This is a genomic window from Photobacterium kasasachensis, assembly GCF_050336885.1.
Taxonomy (GTDB): domain Bacteria; phylum Pseudomonadota; class Gammaproteobacteria; order Enterobacterales; family Vibrionaceae; genus Photobacterium; species Photobacterium kasasachensis.
In genome coordinates this window covers 184118-201851 of sequence record NZ_JAKJSH010000010.1, presented here as the reverse complement: position 1 = coordinate 201851, position 17734 = coordinate 184118, and the positions used below count along the sequence as shown (strand labels likewise).

Here is a 17734-nt window from a genome sequence, read left to right as displayed (position 1 = left end):
TCACGCATGCAAAGCAGATTGCCGCAAAAAAGTCACCCTGCTATCATTGCGTGCAGGAGTAGGAAAACTTGCCTACTTTTGTAACACGGTGAACAGAATATCACCTAACTGACTATTATTCATACAGCTCTGGCGAGAAGCGCAGCAAATGGCGTAAGACGTTATTATCTCCGGAGTGTTTTTTAGCTTGCTCGATTATAGATTTTTTATTGGTGTGATAGATACCGCCGCGTGAAACGGTGATGCCAGCTGTATATTTCCTGATCTAATCATCTTGATACTGTTGGACAATACGTGTTGCCAGATAGCACTCCTGAATTCCAGCCGTGAGGCTGCATTTGTTATCAGACTTGGAGTCAGGCGCCGCCAGTACAAACTCGCTAATCGAGTCGCTAGTACAACGACAAAAACGAGTACAATATAATGAAAAGAATGTTGATTAACGCAACTCAAAAGGAAGAGTTGCGCGTCGCATTAGTTGATGGGCAGAAGCTTTTTGATCTTGATATCGAAAGCCCTGGCCACGAATCTAAAAAAGCAAATATTTACAAAGGTCGCATTACCCGCATCGAACCAAGCCTGGAAGCAGCGTTCGTTGACTATGGTTCTGAGCGCCACGGTTTCCTTCCACTGAAAGAAGTTGCCAAAGATTACTTCCCTGCCGACTACAGCTACCAAGGCCGTCCTAACATCAAGGAAGTGCTTAAAGAAGGCCAGGAAGTTATCGTTCAGGTCGACAAGGAAGAGCGTGGCAACAAAGGGGCAGCCCTGACAACGTTCATTTCTGTTGCCGGTAGCTACTTGGTGCTGATGCCTAACAATCCTCGAGCCGGTGGTATTTCACGCCGTATCGAAGGTGAAGAGCGTACTCAGCTAAAAGCGGCACTCAGCACGCTTGAGCTACCTCAGGGAATGGGCCTGATCGTACGTACCGCGGGTGTGGGCAAGTCAGCTGAAGATCTGGAATACGATCTGAACTACCTGCTCAACCACTGGGAACGCGTAAAAGATGCGGCAGATTCTGCACCGGCACCTTTCCTGATCCACCAGGAAAGTAATGTTATTGCCCGTGCTATCCGTGACTATCTACGCCGTGATATCGGTGAGATTGTCATCGACAGCCCGAAAATCTTTAACCGTGCCCGTGATCATATCCAGCAGGTACGCCCGGACTTCCTGTCCCGTGTCAAACTGTATGAGCACAGCGAAACACCGCTGTTCAATCACTACCAGATAGAGAACCAGATCGAATCCGCGTTCCAGCGCGAAGTTCGCCTGCCTTCCGGTGGCTCGATTGTTATCGATCCGACAGAAGCCCTGACCTCTATCGACATCAACTCCGCCCGTGCAACCAAAGGCGGTGACATCGAAGAAACGGCGCTGCAAACCAACCTTGAAGCTGCCGATGAAATCGCTCGTCAGCTACGTCTTCGTGACTTGGGCGGACTGGTGGTGATCGATTTTATCGATATGACCCCAGTACGCCACCAGCGTGAAGTTGAAAATCGCCTGCGAGAAGCCGTTCGTATGGACCGTGCCCGTGTGCAGATTGGTCGTATTTCACGTTTCGGCCTGCTTGAAATGTCTCGCCAGCGCCTGAGCCCATCTCTGGCAGAAGCGAGCCATCACGTCTGTCCGCGTTGTTCTGGTACCGGTGTTATTCGTGATAGCGAATCTCTGTCATTGTCTATTCTTCGTCTGATTGAAGAAGAGGCACTGAAAGACAACACCTCACAGGTGGTAGCGATTGTGCCGGTAGCAATAGCCTCCTACCTGCTCAACGAAAAACGACGCTCTGTACAGCACATTGAAAAATCTCATGATGTGCGCGCTATCATCGTGCCAAATGCAGAAATGGATACTCCGCACTTTGAAGTTCTGCGTGTCCGTAGCGGTGACGAGCAAGATACCCTGTCTTATCACCTACCACGTGCAATCGAAGCACTGAAAGAAGCAGAAGCAGCTGAAGCGCCACAGCAAGAACGTATCGTGAAGAAACGTGAAGAGCCGGTACTGCAAGGCTTTGCTGCACCTCAAGAACCAGCCGCAGCCAAGAAACAAGCACCGGTTCAGAAAGAGGTAGCGAAGAAAGCCGAGGACAATCCTAGCATCTTCAGCCGTCTCTTCTCAGCCATTGCCAACCTCTTCTCGGGCCCTGCAGAACAGGAAACTGAGCAGCAACCGAAAGAAACTCAGGGCAAGCGCAACCGCCGTGACGGCCGTCGCGGTGAGCGCCAAGACAAACGTCAGGACAAGCGTCAGGATAACCGCCGAGGCAAAGACGGTTCCCGCCAGGGCCGCAAGCGCCACGACACTGAACGTGATAGCCGCAGTGGCGAACAACGTGAACAACGTGAACAACGCCAGCAGCGCCGTCGCGGTGACAAACAAAAGCAAGACCGTCAACAGCAGTTGGATAAGCCGGTCAAGCAGCAGCGTCAGCCACGTGACGAAGAAGCGAAAGAGCAGAAACGTCAGTCTCGCCGCGAAGAAATTCAGGCACAGAAGCAACAACGCCGTCAGGAAGCCCAGCAAAACAAAGCTGGCAAGCCTGCTGCGGAAGAAAAGCGTGAGCAAGAGCAAGAGCAAGAGAAGGCAACGAAAATCAAACAGCGTCGCCAGCGCCGTCAGCTACGTAAGAAAATCCGTATCGGTGATGAGCAGCAAGCTGCCCCTGTTCAGCAGCAAGCAGAAGCAACTGCTGAAGAGCAGAAGATAGCCACTCCTTTGCAGGAACTGGGTACAGCAGTAGCTAAGGAAGCTCTGGCTCAGGAACCTCAGACCGAGAAAACTCTGGCAGCCAAAGAGCAGGCAGAGCAAAACGGTGAGCAGGAAAACGGCCAGCGTCGTAACCGCCGCTCTCCACGTCACCTGCGTGCAAGCGGTCAGCGTCGTCGTCGTATTCGTGATACTCGTCCTGAGAAAGGCGAAAACGTCGATAACGCGGTAACCGAAGCCGTCGGTCACGCTGTCGAAGAAGCAACTGATGCACTGAACGACATGGAAAATGTGGTTACTGTGGTTGAGAAGCCAAAAGTTAACCGTCCAGCTTCTGGTGTTGCCTCTCCGGAAATGGCAATGGGCAAAGTGTGGGCCCCTGCACCTAAACCTGCTGTTGAGGCCGTTGTCGCTCAAGAAGAAGCTCCAGAACAACCAGTCGCCGAGACTGAGGTTGAAGCAGCAGCACCAGCACTGGGTGGCGTAGCCATGCCAGAGCTTGCAATGGGTAAAGCCTTCCCACTCCGTGAACCTGTGAAGGCAGAAGCGGTAACGGAAGAAAGCGCTGCTGAGGCCGTAGTAGAAAGTACGCCTGTTGAGTCAGCTGCTGTCGAAAGCACAGTCGCCAAAGCGCCAGAAGCCGCCGAAGCCGCGGTTGAGGAAGCTGTTGTTGCCGAAGTTACTGTTGAAGACGCTGTTGCTGAGAAAACAGAAGCTTCCGCTCCGGTAGAAACTCCGGCTAAAGAAGCGACTGAAGGCGCTATTGTCACCGCCACATCACCACGTGGTCGACATGCCATTGCTCCAATGGCCAAAGCACCGGCTCCGGCAAAAGAAAGTACTGATGCCCCTGTCGTTGCTTTAGCACCGCTCCGTGAAGAGCGACTTGCAACCCGCCAGGCTGGCAGCCAAACGGCAACCAATGTTGCAACGGCACCGATGACGAAGCCTTCGATGGACTAAGTCAGAAAAATCACAACTAAGTGAGTCAAAAAGCCATGCTAATAGCATGGCTTTTTTTTACCTTTTCTCTGTTGCAATCAAAAATGAAAATTAAACCGAATTTTCACAATTAACCTAATTGACATCAAAGTTTCCTATAGTTATTGATAATTATGTGCTCAGATCACGCTTGAAAGTTGAACTAAATCACAGATTTCTGTAGGATCCGCGTCTTTCGTACGCTCTTTATATAACCGAACCGGAACAAAACTAAAGAAAATGTTTGAATTCCCACAATTTTCGCGTCAATCCGTCAAAAATGACGTACTTTCAGGGCTCACCGTTGCCCTGGCCCTAGTACCTGAAGCCGTAGCCTTTGCCTTTGTAGCAGGTGTCGACCCAATGGTTGGCCTCTATGCTGCCTTCATCGTTGGCTTGGTCACTGCAGTATTGGGTGGTCGTCCGGGTATGATTTCTGGTGCGACAGGTGCGATGGCTGTTGTAATGGTAAGCCTGGTTGCTGAACACGGTATCCAATACCTTTTCGCTGCTGTCATGCTAGCTGGTGTACTGCAGATCCTTGCGGGTGTATTCAAACTGGGTAAGTTTATCCGAATGGTTCCCCATCCGGTTATGATCGGTTTTGTTAACGGTTTGGCGATTGTTATCTTCCTGGCTCAGCTGGGCCAGTTTAAGGTTCCTGATGCCGCAGGCGTAATGCAGTGGATGCAAGGCTCACAGCTCTTCATCATGCTTGGCCTTGTTGCCCTGACCATGTTTATTATCCACTTCCTGCCTAAGGTCACGACTGCCGTGCCTTCTTCGCTGGTTGCTATCATTACCGTAACCGCGTTGGTACATGGCCTGGATCTTGACTCACGCACTGTTGTCGATTTTGTTCGCAGCATGAGTGGTGATGCGAATGCTACCCTTGCAGGCAGCCTGCCAACGTTTGCCGTGCCTGATGTTGGCTTCAACATGGAAACGCTGCAGATCATTTTGCCGTATTCACTGATACTGGCAGCTGTTGGTCTGATTGAATCACTCCTGACACTGACGGTTATTGATGAAATGACAGGCACTCGTGGCCAGGGTAACCGCGAATGTGTGGGCCAGGGCGTTGCGAACATCACCTGTTCGGTATTCGGTGCAATGGGTGGCTGTGCCATGATCGGCCAATCAATGATCAACATTAACTCAGGCGGCCGTGGTCGTCTGTCCGGTATCACCGGTGCTGTTGGTCTGCTGCTGTTCATCCTGTTCGGTTCTGCGCTAATTGAAATGATCCCGCTGGCAGCACTAGTTGGTGTCATGTTCATGGTCGTCATCGGTACCTTCGAATGGGCAAGCTTTAAAATGGCGCGTAAAGTACCAAAACACGACTTCTTCGCTATCATCCTGGTAACCTGTGTTACCGTTGCAGCGGATCTGGCGCTCGCAGTTATCGTTGGTGTCATTTACTCAGCACTTGTTTTTGCCTGGGATCATGCCAAGCACATCTACGCATCAAGCCACACCAACGAAAAAGGCTCCAAAGTGTATGCGGTTAACGGCCCGCTATTCTTCGGTTCGGCCTCCCACTTCCTTGAGCTGTTCGATGCCAAAAACGATCCTAGCGACGTTATTATCGATTTTGCTGGCTCTCGTGTATCGGATCATTCAGCCATCGAAGCTATCGATACGGTTGCCGAACGCTACGCAAGCTTGGGCAAAACACTGCATATTCGTCACTTGAGCCCAGAATGTCGTTCTCTGCTCAAGAAAGCTGGTAACCTGGTTGAGGTCAACATGCTGGAAGACCCAACCTACAAGGTTGCAACCGATACCCTTGGGTAATCAACCTTCTCAAAATAAAACGCCCGCAACTGCGGGCGTTTTTATACTGGTTAGGCATTAACCACCAGACTCGGTAACAGGCCAAATCTTTTCAAGCAGATTCTCTGTCGCCTCTTCGATTAAATCCAGTACATGCTCGAAGCCATTCAGGCCGCCATAATAGGGATCCGGAATTTCACTGGTATCACCCGATGAATAGCTAAGAAACAACGTCAATTTATTCTGGTATTCCGACGGACAAATCGCCTGCAAATCTCTTAGGTTAGCCTTATCTGCAGCCAGAATAAGGTTAAATTGCTCAAAATCACTGGCTTTCACCTGACGGGCGCGAATTCCCGTAAAGCTATAGCCCCTCGCCTCGGCGGCAGCCTGCGCACGCGGATCAGGCTTATCTCCCTGGTGATAACCTATTGTTCCTGCCGAGTCGACTTCCAACTCAACCCCTTTTTCTGCCGCTTTAGCACGAAGAACCGCTTCCGCAGACGGAGAACGACAAATATTTCCCATGCAGACCACAAGTACCTTGTAGGTATTATTAGACATATCAATTTCCAATGATAATATCCTCCCTGGCAATAAAAATTGATTGCTTAGCTACCAATTGCATTAACTTAACATTTAAACACTATACATTTCATCTTATCCAAGAGGGAACATCATCGTGGTAAAAAAAGTCGCTGTTTTATATGGTGGTTCTTCAAGTGAGCGTAACGTCTCACTCATGTCCGGCCAGGCCGTATCCCAAGCCTTAAAGCGAAAAGGCTATGACGTGGTCGATATCGACGTCGATCAAAGCTTCGATATCACATCACTACCCAGTATGGAGATAGAAAAGGCCTTTTTAGCTTTACACGGCGGAGACGGCGAAGACGGTACGTTGCAGGCTGCCCTGCAGCTCTTCAACATTCCTTATACCGGCAGTGATCACCGTGCATCTGCAGTGGGCATCGACAAGGCCATGACGAAAAAGGTATGGCAAGCCTCCGGTATCACAACGCCCCGCTTCTTCGGGCTGGAACAATCAAGCTACCGGCCAGACTCCCTGACCGACTATCTGCAGGATTATACCTTCCCACTCGTTGTCAAACCTGCCACTCAGGGATGTAGTATTGGCATCAACAAAGCCCATAACATCGAAGAGCTACACAGATTTATTGACGAAGCCTTTATGTATGAGAGCAATATACTGATTGAACAATACATTTCCGGGCGTGAGTTCACGGTAGGGATCCTTGATCAACAAGTCCTTCCTAGCGTCGAAATCACCCACTCCCACTCTTTCTTCAGCCATGAAGCTAAATTCAAGGCCGATGATACCCAATACCACTGCCCAGCAGAGGTAACAGCCGAGCAGGAAGAACAGATGCGTGCACTAGCTCTGGCGGCCTTTAAGGCCATCAACGCATCCGGCTGGGGGCGTGTTGACATCATTGCTGATGAAGATGGGCGCTTTTATGCGATTGAAGTGAATACGGCTCCGGGAATGACCACGAGAAGTGTATTTCCTCTGGCGACCGAACAAGTTGGTATCGACTTCGACGACACCGTTGAAGCAATTCTTCGCTGCGCTTAGTGTCTGATATGAGCAGGGCTATCCCTGCTCAGTTTCATTCTTCGTAGCCTGATAGGCAATCAGCCGGATGAAATGCACAATGTCCGGGTGAAGCTATCAACCATAGCTCTTTTTTGCTTCAACTCGAAACTTTTCTCTCTTTGCCATTGCCTTAGATTCCGACCTGGCGCAAAATTTCAGCCTACTCATTACAGCACTGCCGACCGACGCAACGACCCGCGTTACAGTCTATTGCCAGAAACAGGGAGAATGGCATTTATGTTCACCATCACTTCACCCAACACCAAAACCTTGGCGCAAATTCAGCACAAAATTGATGACAAGACCAAACCACAGGGAGCGCTTGGTCAGCTAGAAGCCGTTGCGGCCCAGCTAGCCCTAATTCAGCAGGCTGATACGATTACGGTTTCCCAGCCTCACCTATTGGTTTTTGCAGGTGATCACGGTGTTGCCCAGCATGGGCTGAGCATTGCACCAAGTGAAGTGACAACACAGATGGTAATGAACTTTCTTTCCGGCGGCGCTGCCATCAACTGCTTTTGTCGTACCAGCGATATGGCACTGAAAGTCATTGATGCCGGAACCAAGCTCGAAGCGGACGATCATCCCCAGCTATTAAAGCAGCGTCTTGGCAACGGCACCGCCGATTTCAGCCAGCAAGCGGCTATGTCCAGGGAAACCGCCCAACATGGTTTAGAGCTGGGCGCTGGCTTAGTCGCCGAGATACACGAGCAAGGCTGTAACCTGGTTGGTTTCGGTGAGATGGGCATTGGTAACACCAGCAGTGCCGCAGCCATCATGGCGGCACTATTAAAGATACCTGCCGATGAATGTGTTGGTCGCGGTACAGGTATAACCGACGAACAGCTTGAGCGTAAGCAAGCCTTGATCACGCAAGCGCTAGACTTACACCAAGTCAGCGCGGATGATCCGCTCGCCATCCTGACCTGCCTTGGCGGCTTTGAGATAGCCCAGATAACAGGCGGCATGCTGAAGGCCGCCGAGCTAAAAATGACTGTCCTTGTTGACGGCTTCATCTCGACAGCAGCAGCCATGCTTGCTACCGCCATGCATCCAGAGGCAAACCATTACTTCATTTACTGCCACTGTTCTGAAGAATCCGGTCATCAGCGAATGCTACAACACCTCAATGCCCAACCTTTGCTGGATCTGGGTCTTCGCCTTGGCGAGGGAACTGGCGCAGCACTGGCTCTACCGATGATCCGCTCTGCCTGCGAGTTCTACAACAATATGGCCAGCTTCAGCGAAGCAGGAGTGACCGTGTGAGCACCCCGGGCGATAATTCATCCTATATCGACAATCAGGCTGACGAACATGTTGAGAACACGGGCTTTCGAACCGCGGTAAAGCAGCAATGGCAAATCTTTCTGATTGCATTGGCGTTTTTCACCCGGATCCCCATTCCGGCAGATACTCCCTACTCTGCCAAGCGGTTGAATCAGGCGAATCGCTATTTCGGCATCGTTGGGATCATTGTAGGTATAGTCAGTGCTGCCGTTTACCTGCTGGCAATCACCCTGTTTCCGCCTGCGATTGCGGTAGCCCTGTCGATGATCAGCAGTTTGCTCGTCACGGGCGCTTTTCATGAAGACGGCCTGGCTGACGTATTCGACGGGTTTGGCGGCGGCTGGGAACCGATTAAAAAGCTGGAAATAATGAAAGACTCCCGGCTCGGTACTTATGGCGCTGCCGCCCTGATTATGGCGCTTGGAATGAAATGGGTCACACTCACGGCCATTGCCGAATTTTCCCTATACTTACCTGCTTTGATGCTGATTGTGATGCACACCCTCAGCCGTATCAGCGCTGCCAGCCTGATATTTTCCTACTCTTATGTCAGGGAAGATCAAAACAGCAAGGTAAAGCCACTGGCCAACGAGCAAAGCCAACAAGATTTGTGGGTTTTAATTGCGACAGGATTGATTATATTACTGTTACTGCCATTGAACACTGCGCTCATTGTCGTGTTGGTTCTGGCCGCCACTCGCTTCCTTTGCGGCAAGTGGTTTGAACAGCAACTAGGCGGCTACACCGGTGACTGCCTGGGAGCCGCACAGCAGATCACAGAGCTTACCGGGTACATGACGCTACTCGCCCTGCTCTAGAATTAACAATAATAATCACACAGACATATCGAATTAAGGGAACCCTATGGTTGATCAAACCAATAAGGACGAAAGATACAAAGCACGTCAGCAAAAAGTCAAAGACGAAGTCGATGCACGTGTTGAGGCCGCCCAGGAAGAAAAAGGGCTTTTCCTGATCATCACCGGCAACGGTAAAGGGAAAACCACCTCGGGCTTTGGTACCATTGCCCGCGCTGTCGGGCACGGCCAGAAGTGTGGCGTCGGCCAGTTTATCAAGGGGACCTGGGATTGCGGTGAGCGGAACTTGCTTGAATCGCACGGTGTGAACTTTGCCGTCATGGCGACCGGATTCACATGGGAAACCCAAAACAAGGAAGCCGACACAGCTGCGGCACAGGAAACCTGGGCAGAATGTAAAAAAATGCTGGCTGACAGCAGTTATGATGTAGTGCTGCTGGATGAACTGACTTACATGGTTACCTACGGTTACATCGAACTGGATGAAGTAATAGCAGCGATTAGCAACCGTCCGACAATGCAATCTGTGGTTGTAACCGGCAGAGGCGCTCACCGCAGCCTGGTTGAGCTGGCCGATACCGTATCCGAAGTGCGTAACGTCAAGCATGCATTCGAAAGCGGCATCAAAGCCCGTAAAGGGGTTGACTGGTAACTAGCCACTGTCGCTGACTAAAATCCGGTGCAGGTGATAAGTATCACCTGCACCGGATTTTGTTTTACGGCTAGTGAGATGCGAATTTTTGCACAACTTTCTGCAGCTCAATCACTTCCGGATCCGGAATATTCTCCTGCGGATAGGCATTGCGAACCTTGTCGGTCAGCGCCTTGGCAAACACCTGGTACAGCACGCGCGTAGAGACAGTAATCGGATACTTAGCATCCTTCGGCAGCTCAAATACCTCATTACGGGTTTCGCCCGATTTTATCCGTGTATCTTTCCCTATCTTTACATAACGCCAGAAGCGAAGGCCAACCGGCTTGCCATCCTTGTCGACACCCACTTTGACAAATTTACGGGCATCTTTAGGAATAACGCCGTCTTTCATCACCCCGCTGGTATAAACTTGCTGGCCATTGGCATCTGTTGCAATCACTTCCACCCATACCTGGCGGCGGGCACCACCCGGCATATCGTGGCCTGAGTTTACATTGGTGATCCTGGCTGTCAGCAAGTTGCCCTGTTTTTCAACGTCCAGACTCAAGGCTGTTTTCAATATGTCGATACTCATCTTCTTATGTTCGGCATTTCGCATACCGGTAAAGAAATAGTTACCGCCCACCAGATGGTGAGAGCGCAAATTCGACTTCATCGGACCATCATTAGTCGGCTGCCCACCGACCTTGTTATCAAAGTCAGTGACATCCTGAGTCATATGGCAATCAATACAAGTTTTATGCTGCTTCGGGTCATCCGGTGCATTAAACGGCGAGGCCAGCCACTCACCGAAGTTATCATTGATGTTCGCCCCTTGCCCTGTCGTGAACTCGTTATGACAGGTCGCACAGTAGAGCGAGCTTTGGTAGAGCTCTGGATTGGAGTATGACGCTTTATGCTGCTCTGGCAAAGCATTGATCTGCTTTTCAGACAGCCACTTCAACATACTGTTTTTGGCATCTTCAAACACATAACTATCACGGTCTTTAATATTGACTGTCATATCCGTATTACCACCGGCATTTTCAGCCTTGGTCACCCGATGGCAGAATACACAGCCTGTTCCGCGTTCGCTGACTGACTTGCCGTGAGCAAACGCCTCCTTGAGCGACTCGCCGCCTTTTTCCCACATATCGCCAAAGTCTGTCATCGGTCCGTTGTCACCGTTGATAACCATCTGCGGCGCATGGCAACCACGGCACAATACACGGAACTCCTCGCCTTCCGTTTTCGCGGCAAAATCCTCGTGAAAACGGTAGTACGGGTGGTCCATATTCATCCCATGGTTGGAATCGGCCCACTGATCATAAATCGTGGTGTGACAGTCAGAGCACTCGGCTGAGTTAATCCACTCATCCGGATGGGTATAGCGCTTGTCATCATCCAACCGTAGCCAGGTTGACAGGTAAGGTAAGTTTTCCGGCGCACGAACATATTCGTTAAGGGCCGACATCATCTTGGCCGCCTCGAGCGGTGGGTTCTCGACACTCACTGGCGGCAGTGACTCTTCACGCGGATCTCCGCCCATGCCACCCTGAGTTTTCTGGATGATATCAATATAGGCACCAACCGGATCACCGGCGATCATCTTCCGGACATCGACATGACCAGTCAGCGCGTTACTGAATCTGTCCTTCTTGCCATCTTCCATTAGCTGGCGGTTGGTAAAATTGAATCCGTCGAAATGGCAGGAATTACAGCTCATCCAGAAATCCCCGGCCATCGGGAACTCAGGCGAATCAGCCATATTGGCACTATTGAATAAGGTTTTGCCCTGTCGCAGCTGTTTGGGCAGCGGATCGGCTGATACCAAATCGGCAAAGTGCGCCTGCTTTAGTTTTACCTTGGCAAACGGGCCTGCGGCTCCGGTATCGAACTTGGCAATATCCAGTGTCATTGCATTCTGCACATAAAGCTCGCGCCCGCTAACCAGCAAGCCGCGCGGGTTATCACCCGGGACATTGCGATAGATCTGGGTGGCTTTCACGCCTCCCTGGAACTTCTTGCGACGGTGGCGTTTTTTATTCTTCTTGCCCTGACGCGACAGATCAAACACCATCAGATCTTCTGAACCTGCCAGGGTGAAAATAATCTTCTTACCGTCATCGGTAAACACAGCATCGTGCGGATTAGAAACAATACGAATTCGGTTACCACTTTCAATAATATTGATTTGCTTAAATAGCTGCTTACGCTCATCAACAATCTCATGCTCATTGCCCGGCTCCAGATCCAGCAGGGAGATAGTCGGGAATACCGTCGACTGGAACTGAAAATCGTGACCAAACGACCAAAGCACATGCGGCAGCCAGGCCTGTCGGCCATCAGGTGAAATGGCAATATTATCCAGCAGGCGAGGCTTGCCCTGCGGCGTCGTTTTAGCCGGATCGGCGGCAGTATCTGCCAGTTGCACAACCTTGAGTAATATTGGCTGCTCAGCCTTCACATCATAGATAGAAACCTGGCCTGAGAGTGAATGCGTCACCAGCATCCGACCATCATCGGTCAACGCCAGCCCTCGAGGTGTCGATGCCGTATCGATTGTCTGAGTGATATTACCCTCGGTATCGATAACCAGCAGCTTGTCACGCTCAAAACTGGTGACGAAAAAGCGCTGATGGCTCGCATCAAACACGACCCCAAAAGGACGCGACGGCACAGACGTCACCTGCTTAGTTTCAAGCGTCGTGGCATCAAGCAACACTACCTGATCATTCAAATAATCTGTCGCCAGCAACAACTTGCCATCATCAGTCAGGGCTATTCGGCGGATATCCCGACCGATAGTCGACTCGGCAAGTAATTTGCCGTCTTCACGGGCCAGAATACTGACGCTTCCCGCATCAAAGTTAGCACTGATAATCTGGCTTTTATCCGGATTAAACAGCATCGAGCTACTTTTCTCGATTGCTACTGCCGACTGGCTGAGCAACACTAACATCAGCACAATTAGTTGCTTCGCAGGCTTATATATACTTATTAACTTCATTCGCCTTTACACTCACTACTTCCAGCCAGTAACCAGGATCACTGACTAATTTGATATAAATAGAGACGCCTTTCCCCGATAAACCGTGGTCTGAATTCGGCAATCAGCTGTTGTCGGGGCAATCGAGTTCCCGATATCCGCCAGGCACTTTGCGGAGTACGCTTGGCGGCATTGACCAGTGCCAGCTTGCTGCTGGGGTAATACATGTCATAGATGGCATGACTGCCAAGTTGCTCACGTAACAGATTCACACTGTAGTTGGAGCCGACAACCCTGACTTGAGGGTTGAGCTTGATCCAGCCCATTGCCTGCTGAACCGGTGCCTGCAACGGGGCGTTATATACACTTTGATACCCGCTAATCAGGCAATAGATAACCGCGCCACTAGCGATGATTACCGCCACTGGCACGCTCCGAGCGCTGACAACTCCCTCTTTTCTTAACCAAGTCAGCTGTACGGGAAACACCACTAAAAACAGGAACAGCACCGGCGCCCAATGGCGTAAGTTATCCGGGTTTTGTCCAACCGTTATCCATAGCCAATACAAGCCGGCGATTACCGCTATCAGAGCCATCTGCTTTTGACTGTCAACCTTGACTGGTTTGGTGATAAGCCCAGCCACGGCATGTAATAGCGAGCCAATTACGACTAGCACGCCAAGCCAACCAAACCCTTTCATCAGCGCCAGAGTCCATTGCCATATGCTGGCGCTGTCCCCCTCTACGGTATTACCCCAGATTACAAAATGTCCCTGGGTAAAACGTATCCCTTCCTCAAAATAAGCAATACCATCATGGAACCAGATAAATCCCAGGCTAAGTAGCCCTACCACCGTTATCGCCATGCCCGCCAGCCCGTACGCACGCAATCTTGAGCCGACATAGTCGCCCCACAACGGAAACATGAGCATGCCAAGTGCCAACGGGAAATAGGACGGGCGAGCCGCAAGCATCAGCCCAATCCAGAGCCCGGTCATGATATTTTTTTTCTGAAGCGCAGCAATCAGCGCCAACATAAACAGCATCATCGCTGCTGAATCCGACAGTCCGCTAAGCGCTATCGAGGCCAGCAACGGCTGCATATAAGCCAAAGCTGATCCCAATAGTGCGGCAGGCATAGATCCCGACAACAGGTACACCAACCAGGCAATCAAAAGCGGGATCATCAATGCCGATAACAGCGAAATCCAAACTGGCGCGATTGCTGATTCAACCCAGATAGCAGCCAATCGAGACAAGCCGATAAAGGCGGGATAGCCCGGAAAATGCGGGCTGAACTCCAGCACCGAAAAGCGCTCAACCCCTCGTGAGAAGTTAAGCGCATCATCACTGGTGAGCTCCAGAGGAAAACGGCTTATCCACGTCCACCACCCAATGCATACCAGTGCAATCAGCGTGATGAAAGTGAGCTTATTAGCCCCTAATGAAGTTACCACTCGATTCGTTCGGTCAACCATAGCCCTGGCATTCAGTTAATCGCCCAATAGGTGCCGGCGCATTCATCACTATTTCAACTGGCCGATTGCCCCGAGGAGCAATTTTCGCTGCTGTTTAAAGACAGCAGGATCGGCAGGTGCCTGACCGACACCAAAAACGCCCGGATTACCAATCGCCTGGAGGACACCCTGGATCGCTGTAGTCGCCTGCTGTCTATTGGTTTCATCTAGCTTTGGCATAATCAAATCGAGAAACAGCTTGCTCTTTACCACCAGCACCTTGGCGACCTGATAATCTCCCAGGTTCTTCTCTGCACCGTCCAGTCGGCGGATAATTTCCTCAATCACGGCGCGATCCATCACAGCTTCAACCTTGGCGGCATCTTTTTCGGCCAGCGCCTGTGCCATCGGCGTTTGCAGATCGACCTGATGCTCATTCAGCAGATAGGTAAATTCTTCATGCAAACCGTCAACAGCCACTTTTGCGGCAGCAAAGTCATCAGCAGCCAGCGCCTGCATAATCGCCTCGCGCCCATCAATAACAGGCTCCTTCCCTGCTGCGGCATAGGAATACGCCTGGCTTGATGTGCTGACAACCAGCCCCAGCAACAAAGCGAGGCAAGTACGCAATACACATGTAAAGTTGGTCAGTTTCATCTTGTTCTCCCTACAGCAACTCGCGTTAAGCCATGCTCTGAACTTCAATCACGGTTTTCTCGTTACGAAAATCGAATATTTCACGGCGACGGTCCTTACCATCAATAACGGATTGCGCCGCCATCATTCCCATTTCCATGGCAGTATCGGTGAAGATGTATCTGAAGGTCCCCTGGCGGCCAGTCATGATCAGATTGTCGAACTGCGACAAGTATGCAATCGCTTTTTCCCGCTTGGCCTGATAGGTCATATCCATCAGCGGATAAGCGTGCTCGGTATAAGAGGTGAAATACTCACCTGTTGCCAGTTTTGAATCGACACCGAGTGACTCAAGATCGCGGAAGACTCGCTGCTGGAGGCTGTCGCCCTCCATCGCCCATACTTCATCGCCTTTATTACACGGAATTTCGATCATCACTGATGAGCGTCCTTCCGGAGCCATATAGGAAGAACGACGTTTAGGCTCTTGCAGGCGTGTCCCCAAAATTTCAGGATCAGAAAGGTACTGCCAGGTGTTATCAGAAATATTTTCTGTTTCCATTGGCATATTCATAAAGCGCAATGACCTGAACTCCAAGCCACTGTCAAAACCGGTTAGCTGGCACATCAACGGCAACGGCAAGGTCGATATCACCTCGTCGCAGCTTAACGTGTTAACCTCACCCTGATGTCGGTATTCAACCGCTTCAATTCGGTTATTGGCATCAAAGGCTAATCCGCAGACATCGCTATTCAGAACAATTTTAACGCCCTTCTTTTCCAGCTCTTCAGCCAAACGGGTATAAAGCTGACCAAAGCCCCACTTGGGATAACGATACTGGCGAGCATAGGTACGCACCGACGATCGACGACCCGGCAGAAGACGGCGGGCCACATCTTTCAGATCCATCAGGCTGATCCGCTGTGACGCCCAGTCCCCCGATAGAAATGCCGGATCAATACCCCATAACTTGGCGGTATAACCTTCAAAGAAGTGCTTATACAAGGTTGTGCCGAAACGGCTTTCAATCCACTCAGCAAAACTCACTGTCGACTGATCCTGCGGCTTGGCTTTAAATAGCTGCTTGCCAAGATCAACCGCCCCGCCGATCAACAAAGGCAGCGGCGCATTTTTGACCAAATCGAGCATTGCCAACGGATACTGGTAAATCCGGCCCCGATAGCGAATAACACTCTTGCGCTGAGCGTAAAGCAACTCATCGCCCATCAGCTCATCAACGAACGCAAGCAGCTTTGGATTTTTGGTAATAAAACGGTGGCCACCAAAATCGAAACGGTACTCACCATGCTGTCCCTTGAACGTTTGGGTTGCACACATCCCGCCGACATGATCATCACGATCCAAAATTGTGACCTGGTACCCGGCTTCTACCAGCTCCCAGGCAGCCATCAGGCCTGCTGGTCCAGCGCCGAGTACTGCAATATGTTTATTTGATGTCATGCTCATGCCTGTTTGTATCCACGGTTCCAGAAAAAGACAAAGGTCAGCATATAGCCGCCCCAGACCACCAGCTGCAATAGACCCGGTGACGAGTTATAGCCAAACAGCGCACGCAGGAAGGTGCCGAAGACGCCGCGATCATCGAGAATATGCGAGATATCAAATAGCTGGGCATGAACAATAGGCAGTACATGGGCCGCCTGCAGCATATTGACAGCGGAAGAAAGCAAACCAGCCGCAATGATAATGATAAGTAAGCTTGTCCAGCGGAAGAACGAGCGTAGTGGCACGTTCCGGGTACTTTTAAGCATCATCCATACCAGAACAATGGACAGCACAAGCCCCGACACTGCGCCGATCAAGGCATCCTGGGTACTGAACTCACCAAAGTTCGAGTACATCAGGGCAGAAAAGAATAAAATCGTTTCAAACCCTTCACGCAACACAGCAAGGGTCGAAAGAAACACCAAGCCGAACAGGTTGCCGGTGCTGACCATCTCCGTTAGCTCTCTTTGCACCTGGGCAACCTGATTCTTGGCCTGTTTTTGCATCCAGATTGCCATATAGGTCAACACCACAGTAGCAAACAACAAGATCCCGGCCATCAAATAGTTTCGGTACAACTCGTTGCTAAACTGATCCACGACTACCTGAAATACCACCGCTACAGCAAGCGAAAGCACTAAACCGACAAACACGCCCAGATAAATATATTTGTTGTAGTGGCGGGCATTGAGCTTGGCGAGGTACGACAGCGCGATACCTACCAGCAAAAACGCCTCTAACCCTTCTCGCAGGGTAATTAAAAAACTGGCTAACATGAGCTCCCCAATGTAAATAAATTCAAAGTAATACGGCCTTTTGGGCTCTTATTGGCGACGAAACTTATTCAGATTCAGTACGCTCCATCTCATGGCATGGCGAAACACCAGCGGGGCCAGCAGCCATGATGAGTAAAAATGGACATCCTGAACAAACAGACCGAGCGAATTTCCCGGGTTGCCATAGAAAAACAGATAGAAACCGCTCAGGCAGCAGGCAACAAGCAGCCACTCAATCACCGTGCCGGTTTGACGCAGGAAAGGCTTGTTGCTAGAGGTGATCAGGCGTCGATGGGCGGCCCAAAAAGCACCAACGATGAGGGTAAAAAGTGTTGCGCCTACCAACATGTGAACCAGCAAGGTCCAGCGGGCAAGCTGCCAGTCAACACCTACCGTATCCCAGAGCAGCAACCCACTAAAAAACATGACATACAGCAATGACTCAGCCCACTTGTGGTGGTAAGCCAAACGTTGCCACCATTGGCTAAATCCACTAGTGACAAGCTTTTGATCCGAACCTAGGGATACTGACATAACAAC

At 50.8% G+C, this 17734-nt stretch carries 13 protein-coding genes; 6 read left to right on the top strand and 7 right to left on the bottom strand.

What is annotated here, in order from left to right; all coding sequences use genetic code 11:
• The first annotated feature begins 432 nt into the window (after nucleotides 1–432).
• Both rne and L4D19_RS15565 read left to right on the top strand, forming a co-directional pair.
• Complete coding sequence (gene rne, locus L4D19_RS15570; protein ID WP_428453237.1) at nucleotides 433–3681, top strand: ribonuclease E; 3249 nt, start codon at nucleotides 433–435, stop codon at nucleotides 3679–3681.
• Nucleotides 3682–3939: 258 nt separating this feature from the next.
• Nucleotides 3940–5496: a SulP family inorganic anion transporter gene (locus L4D19_RS15565; protein ID WP_428453191.1), complete on the top strand. Its 1557-nt coding sequence runs from the start codon at nucleotides 3940–3942 to the stop codon at nucleotides 5494–5496.
• 57 nt (nucleotides 5497–5553) lie between these two features.
• On the opposite strand, the gene L4D19_RS15560 is transcribed toward L4D19_RS15565, so the two are convergent.
• Nucleotides 5554–6039: a low molecular weight protein-tyrosine-phosphatase gene (locus tag L4D19_RS15560; RefSeq protein WP_428453190.1), complete on the bottom strand. Its 486-nt coding sequence runs from the start codon at nucleotides 6037–6039 to the stop codon at nucleotides 5554–5556.
• 118 nt (nucleotides 6040–6157) lie between these two features.
• Here L4D19_RS15560 and L4D19_RS15555 point away from each other — a divergent pair, with 118 nt between their 5' ends.
• From L4D19_RS15555 to cobO, 4 genes are all read left to right on the top strand, one after another.
• On the top strand, nucleotides 6158–7069 hold the full coding sequence (locus tag L4D19_RS15555; protein WP_428453189.1) for a D-alanine--D-alanine ligase: 912 nt from the start codon (nucleotides 6158–6160) through the stop codon (nucleotides 7067–7069).
• Between the two features lie 258 nt (nucleotides 7070–7327).
• Complete coding sequence (gene cobT / locus L4D19_RS15550; RefSeq protein WP_428453188.1) at nucleotides 7328–8356, top strand: nicotinate-nucleotide--dimethylbenzimidazole phosphoribosyltransferase; 1029 nt, start codon at nucleotides 7328–7330, stop codon at nucleotides 8354–8356.
• Nucleotides 8357–8382: 26 nt separating this feature from the next.
• Nucleotides 8383–9195, top strand: a complete 813-nt coding sequence (locus L4D19_RS15545) for an adenosylcobinamide-GDP ribazoletransferase (protein ID WP_428453236.1) — start codon at nucleotides 8383–8385, stop codon at nucleotides 9193–9195.
• Between the two features lie 46 nt (nucleotides 9196–9241).
• Nucleotides 9242–9847, top strand: coding sequence for a cob(I)yrinic acid a,c-diamide adenosyltransferase (cobO, locus tag L4D19_RS15540; RefSeq protein WP_428453187.1), 606 nt, complete (start codon nucleotides 9242–9244; stop codon nucleotides 9845–9847).
• Nucleotides 9848–9917: 70 nt separating this feature from the next.
• Here cobO and L4D19_RS15535 read toward each other — a convergent pair whose 3' ends face one another.
• The 6 genes from L4D19_RS15535 to L4D19_RS15510 all read right to left on the bottom strand — a co-directional run bounded on the left by L4D19_RS15535 (nucleotide 9918) and on the right by L4D19_RS15510 (nucleotide 17728).
• Nucleotides 9918–12791 (bottom strand): cytochrome D1 domain-containing protein, encoded by a 2874-nt coding sequence (locus tag L4D19_RS15535; protein ID WP_428453235.1) that lies wholly within the window; start codon nucleotides 12789–12791, stop codon nucleotides 9918–9920.
• Between the two features lie 86 nt (nucleotides 12792–12877).
• Nucleotides 12878–14275 carry a hypothetical protein gene (locus L4D19_RS15530; protein ID WP_428453186.1) on the bottom strand — a complete coding sequence of 466 codons (1398 nt, stop codon included), beginning with the start codon at nucleotides 14273–14275 and terminating at the stop codon, nucleotides 12878–12880.
• Between the two features lie 69 nt (nucleotides 14276–14344).
• On the bottom strand, nucleotides 14345–14932 hold the full coding sequence (locus L4D19_RS15525) for a hypothetical protein (RefSeq protein ID WP_428453185.1): 588 nt from the start codon (nucleotides 14930–14932) through the stop codon (nucleotides 14345–14347).
• A 25-nt stretch (nucleotides 14933–14957) separates the two neighbouring features.
• Nucleotides 14958–16373: an FAD-dependent oxidoreductase gene (locus L4D19_RS15520; protein WP_428453184.1), complete on the bottom strand. Its 1416-nt coding sequence runs from the start codon at nucleotides 16371–16373 to the stop codon at nucleotides 14958–14960.
• A 2-nt stretch (nucleotides 16374–16375) separates the two neighbouring features.
• On the bottom strand, nucleotides 16376–17194 hold the full coding sequence (locus tag L4D19_RS15515) for an FTR1 family iron permease (protein WP_428453183.1): 819 nt from the start codon (nucleotides 17192–17194) through the stop codon (nucleotides 16376–16378).
• 48 nt (nucleotides 17195–17242) lie between these two features.
• Nucleotides 17243–17728 carry a hypothetical protein gene (locus tag L4D19_RS15510; protein ID WP_428453182.1) on the bottom strand — a complete coding sequence of 162 codons (486 nt, stop codon included), beginning with the start codon at nucleotides 17726–17728 and terminating at the stop codon, nucleotides 17243–17245.
• Between the last annotated feature and the right edge of the window lie 6 nt (nucleotides 17729–17734).

Coding starts and splice junctions, on each gene's coding strand:
- cobT (WP_428453188.1), top strand. CDS start 7,328: ATGTTCACCATCACTTCACCCAACACCAAAACCTTGGCGCAAATTCAG.
- L4D19_RS15520 (WP_428453184.1), bottom strand. CDS start 16,373: ATGACATCAAATAAACATATTGCAGTACTCGGCGCTGGACCAGCAGGC.
- L4D19_RS15535 (WP_428453235.1), bottom strand. CDS start 12,791: ATGTTAGTGTTGCTCAGCCAGTCGGCAGTAGCAATCGAGAAAAGTAGC.
- L4D19_RS15510 (WP_428453182.1), bottom strand. CDS start 17,728: ATGTCAGTATCCCTAGGTTCGGATCAAAAGCTTGTCACTAGTGGATTT.
- L4D19_RS15525 (WP_428453185.1), bottom strand. CDS start 14,932: ATGAAACTGACCAACTTTACATGTGTATTGCGTACTTGCCTCGCTTTG.
- L4D19_RS15515 (WP_428453183.1), bottom strand. CDS start 17,194: ATGTTAGCCAGTTTTTTAATTACCCTGCGAGAAGGGTTAGAGGCGTTT.
- rne (WP_428453237.1), top strand. CDS start 433: ATGTTGATTAACGCAACTCAAAAGGAAGAGTTGCGCGTCGCATTAGTT.
- L4D19_RS15565 (WP_428453191.1), top strand. CDS start 3,940: ATGTTTGAATTCCCACAATTTTCGCGTCAATCCGTCAAAAATGACGTA.
- cobO (WP_428453187.1), top strand. CDS start 9,242: ATGGTTGATCAAACCAATAAGGACGAAAGATACAAAGCACGTCAGCAA.
- L4D19_RS15560 (WP_428453190.1), bottom strand. CDS start 6,039: ATGTCTAATAATACCTACAAGGTACTTGTGGTCTGCATGGGAAATATT.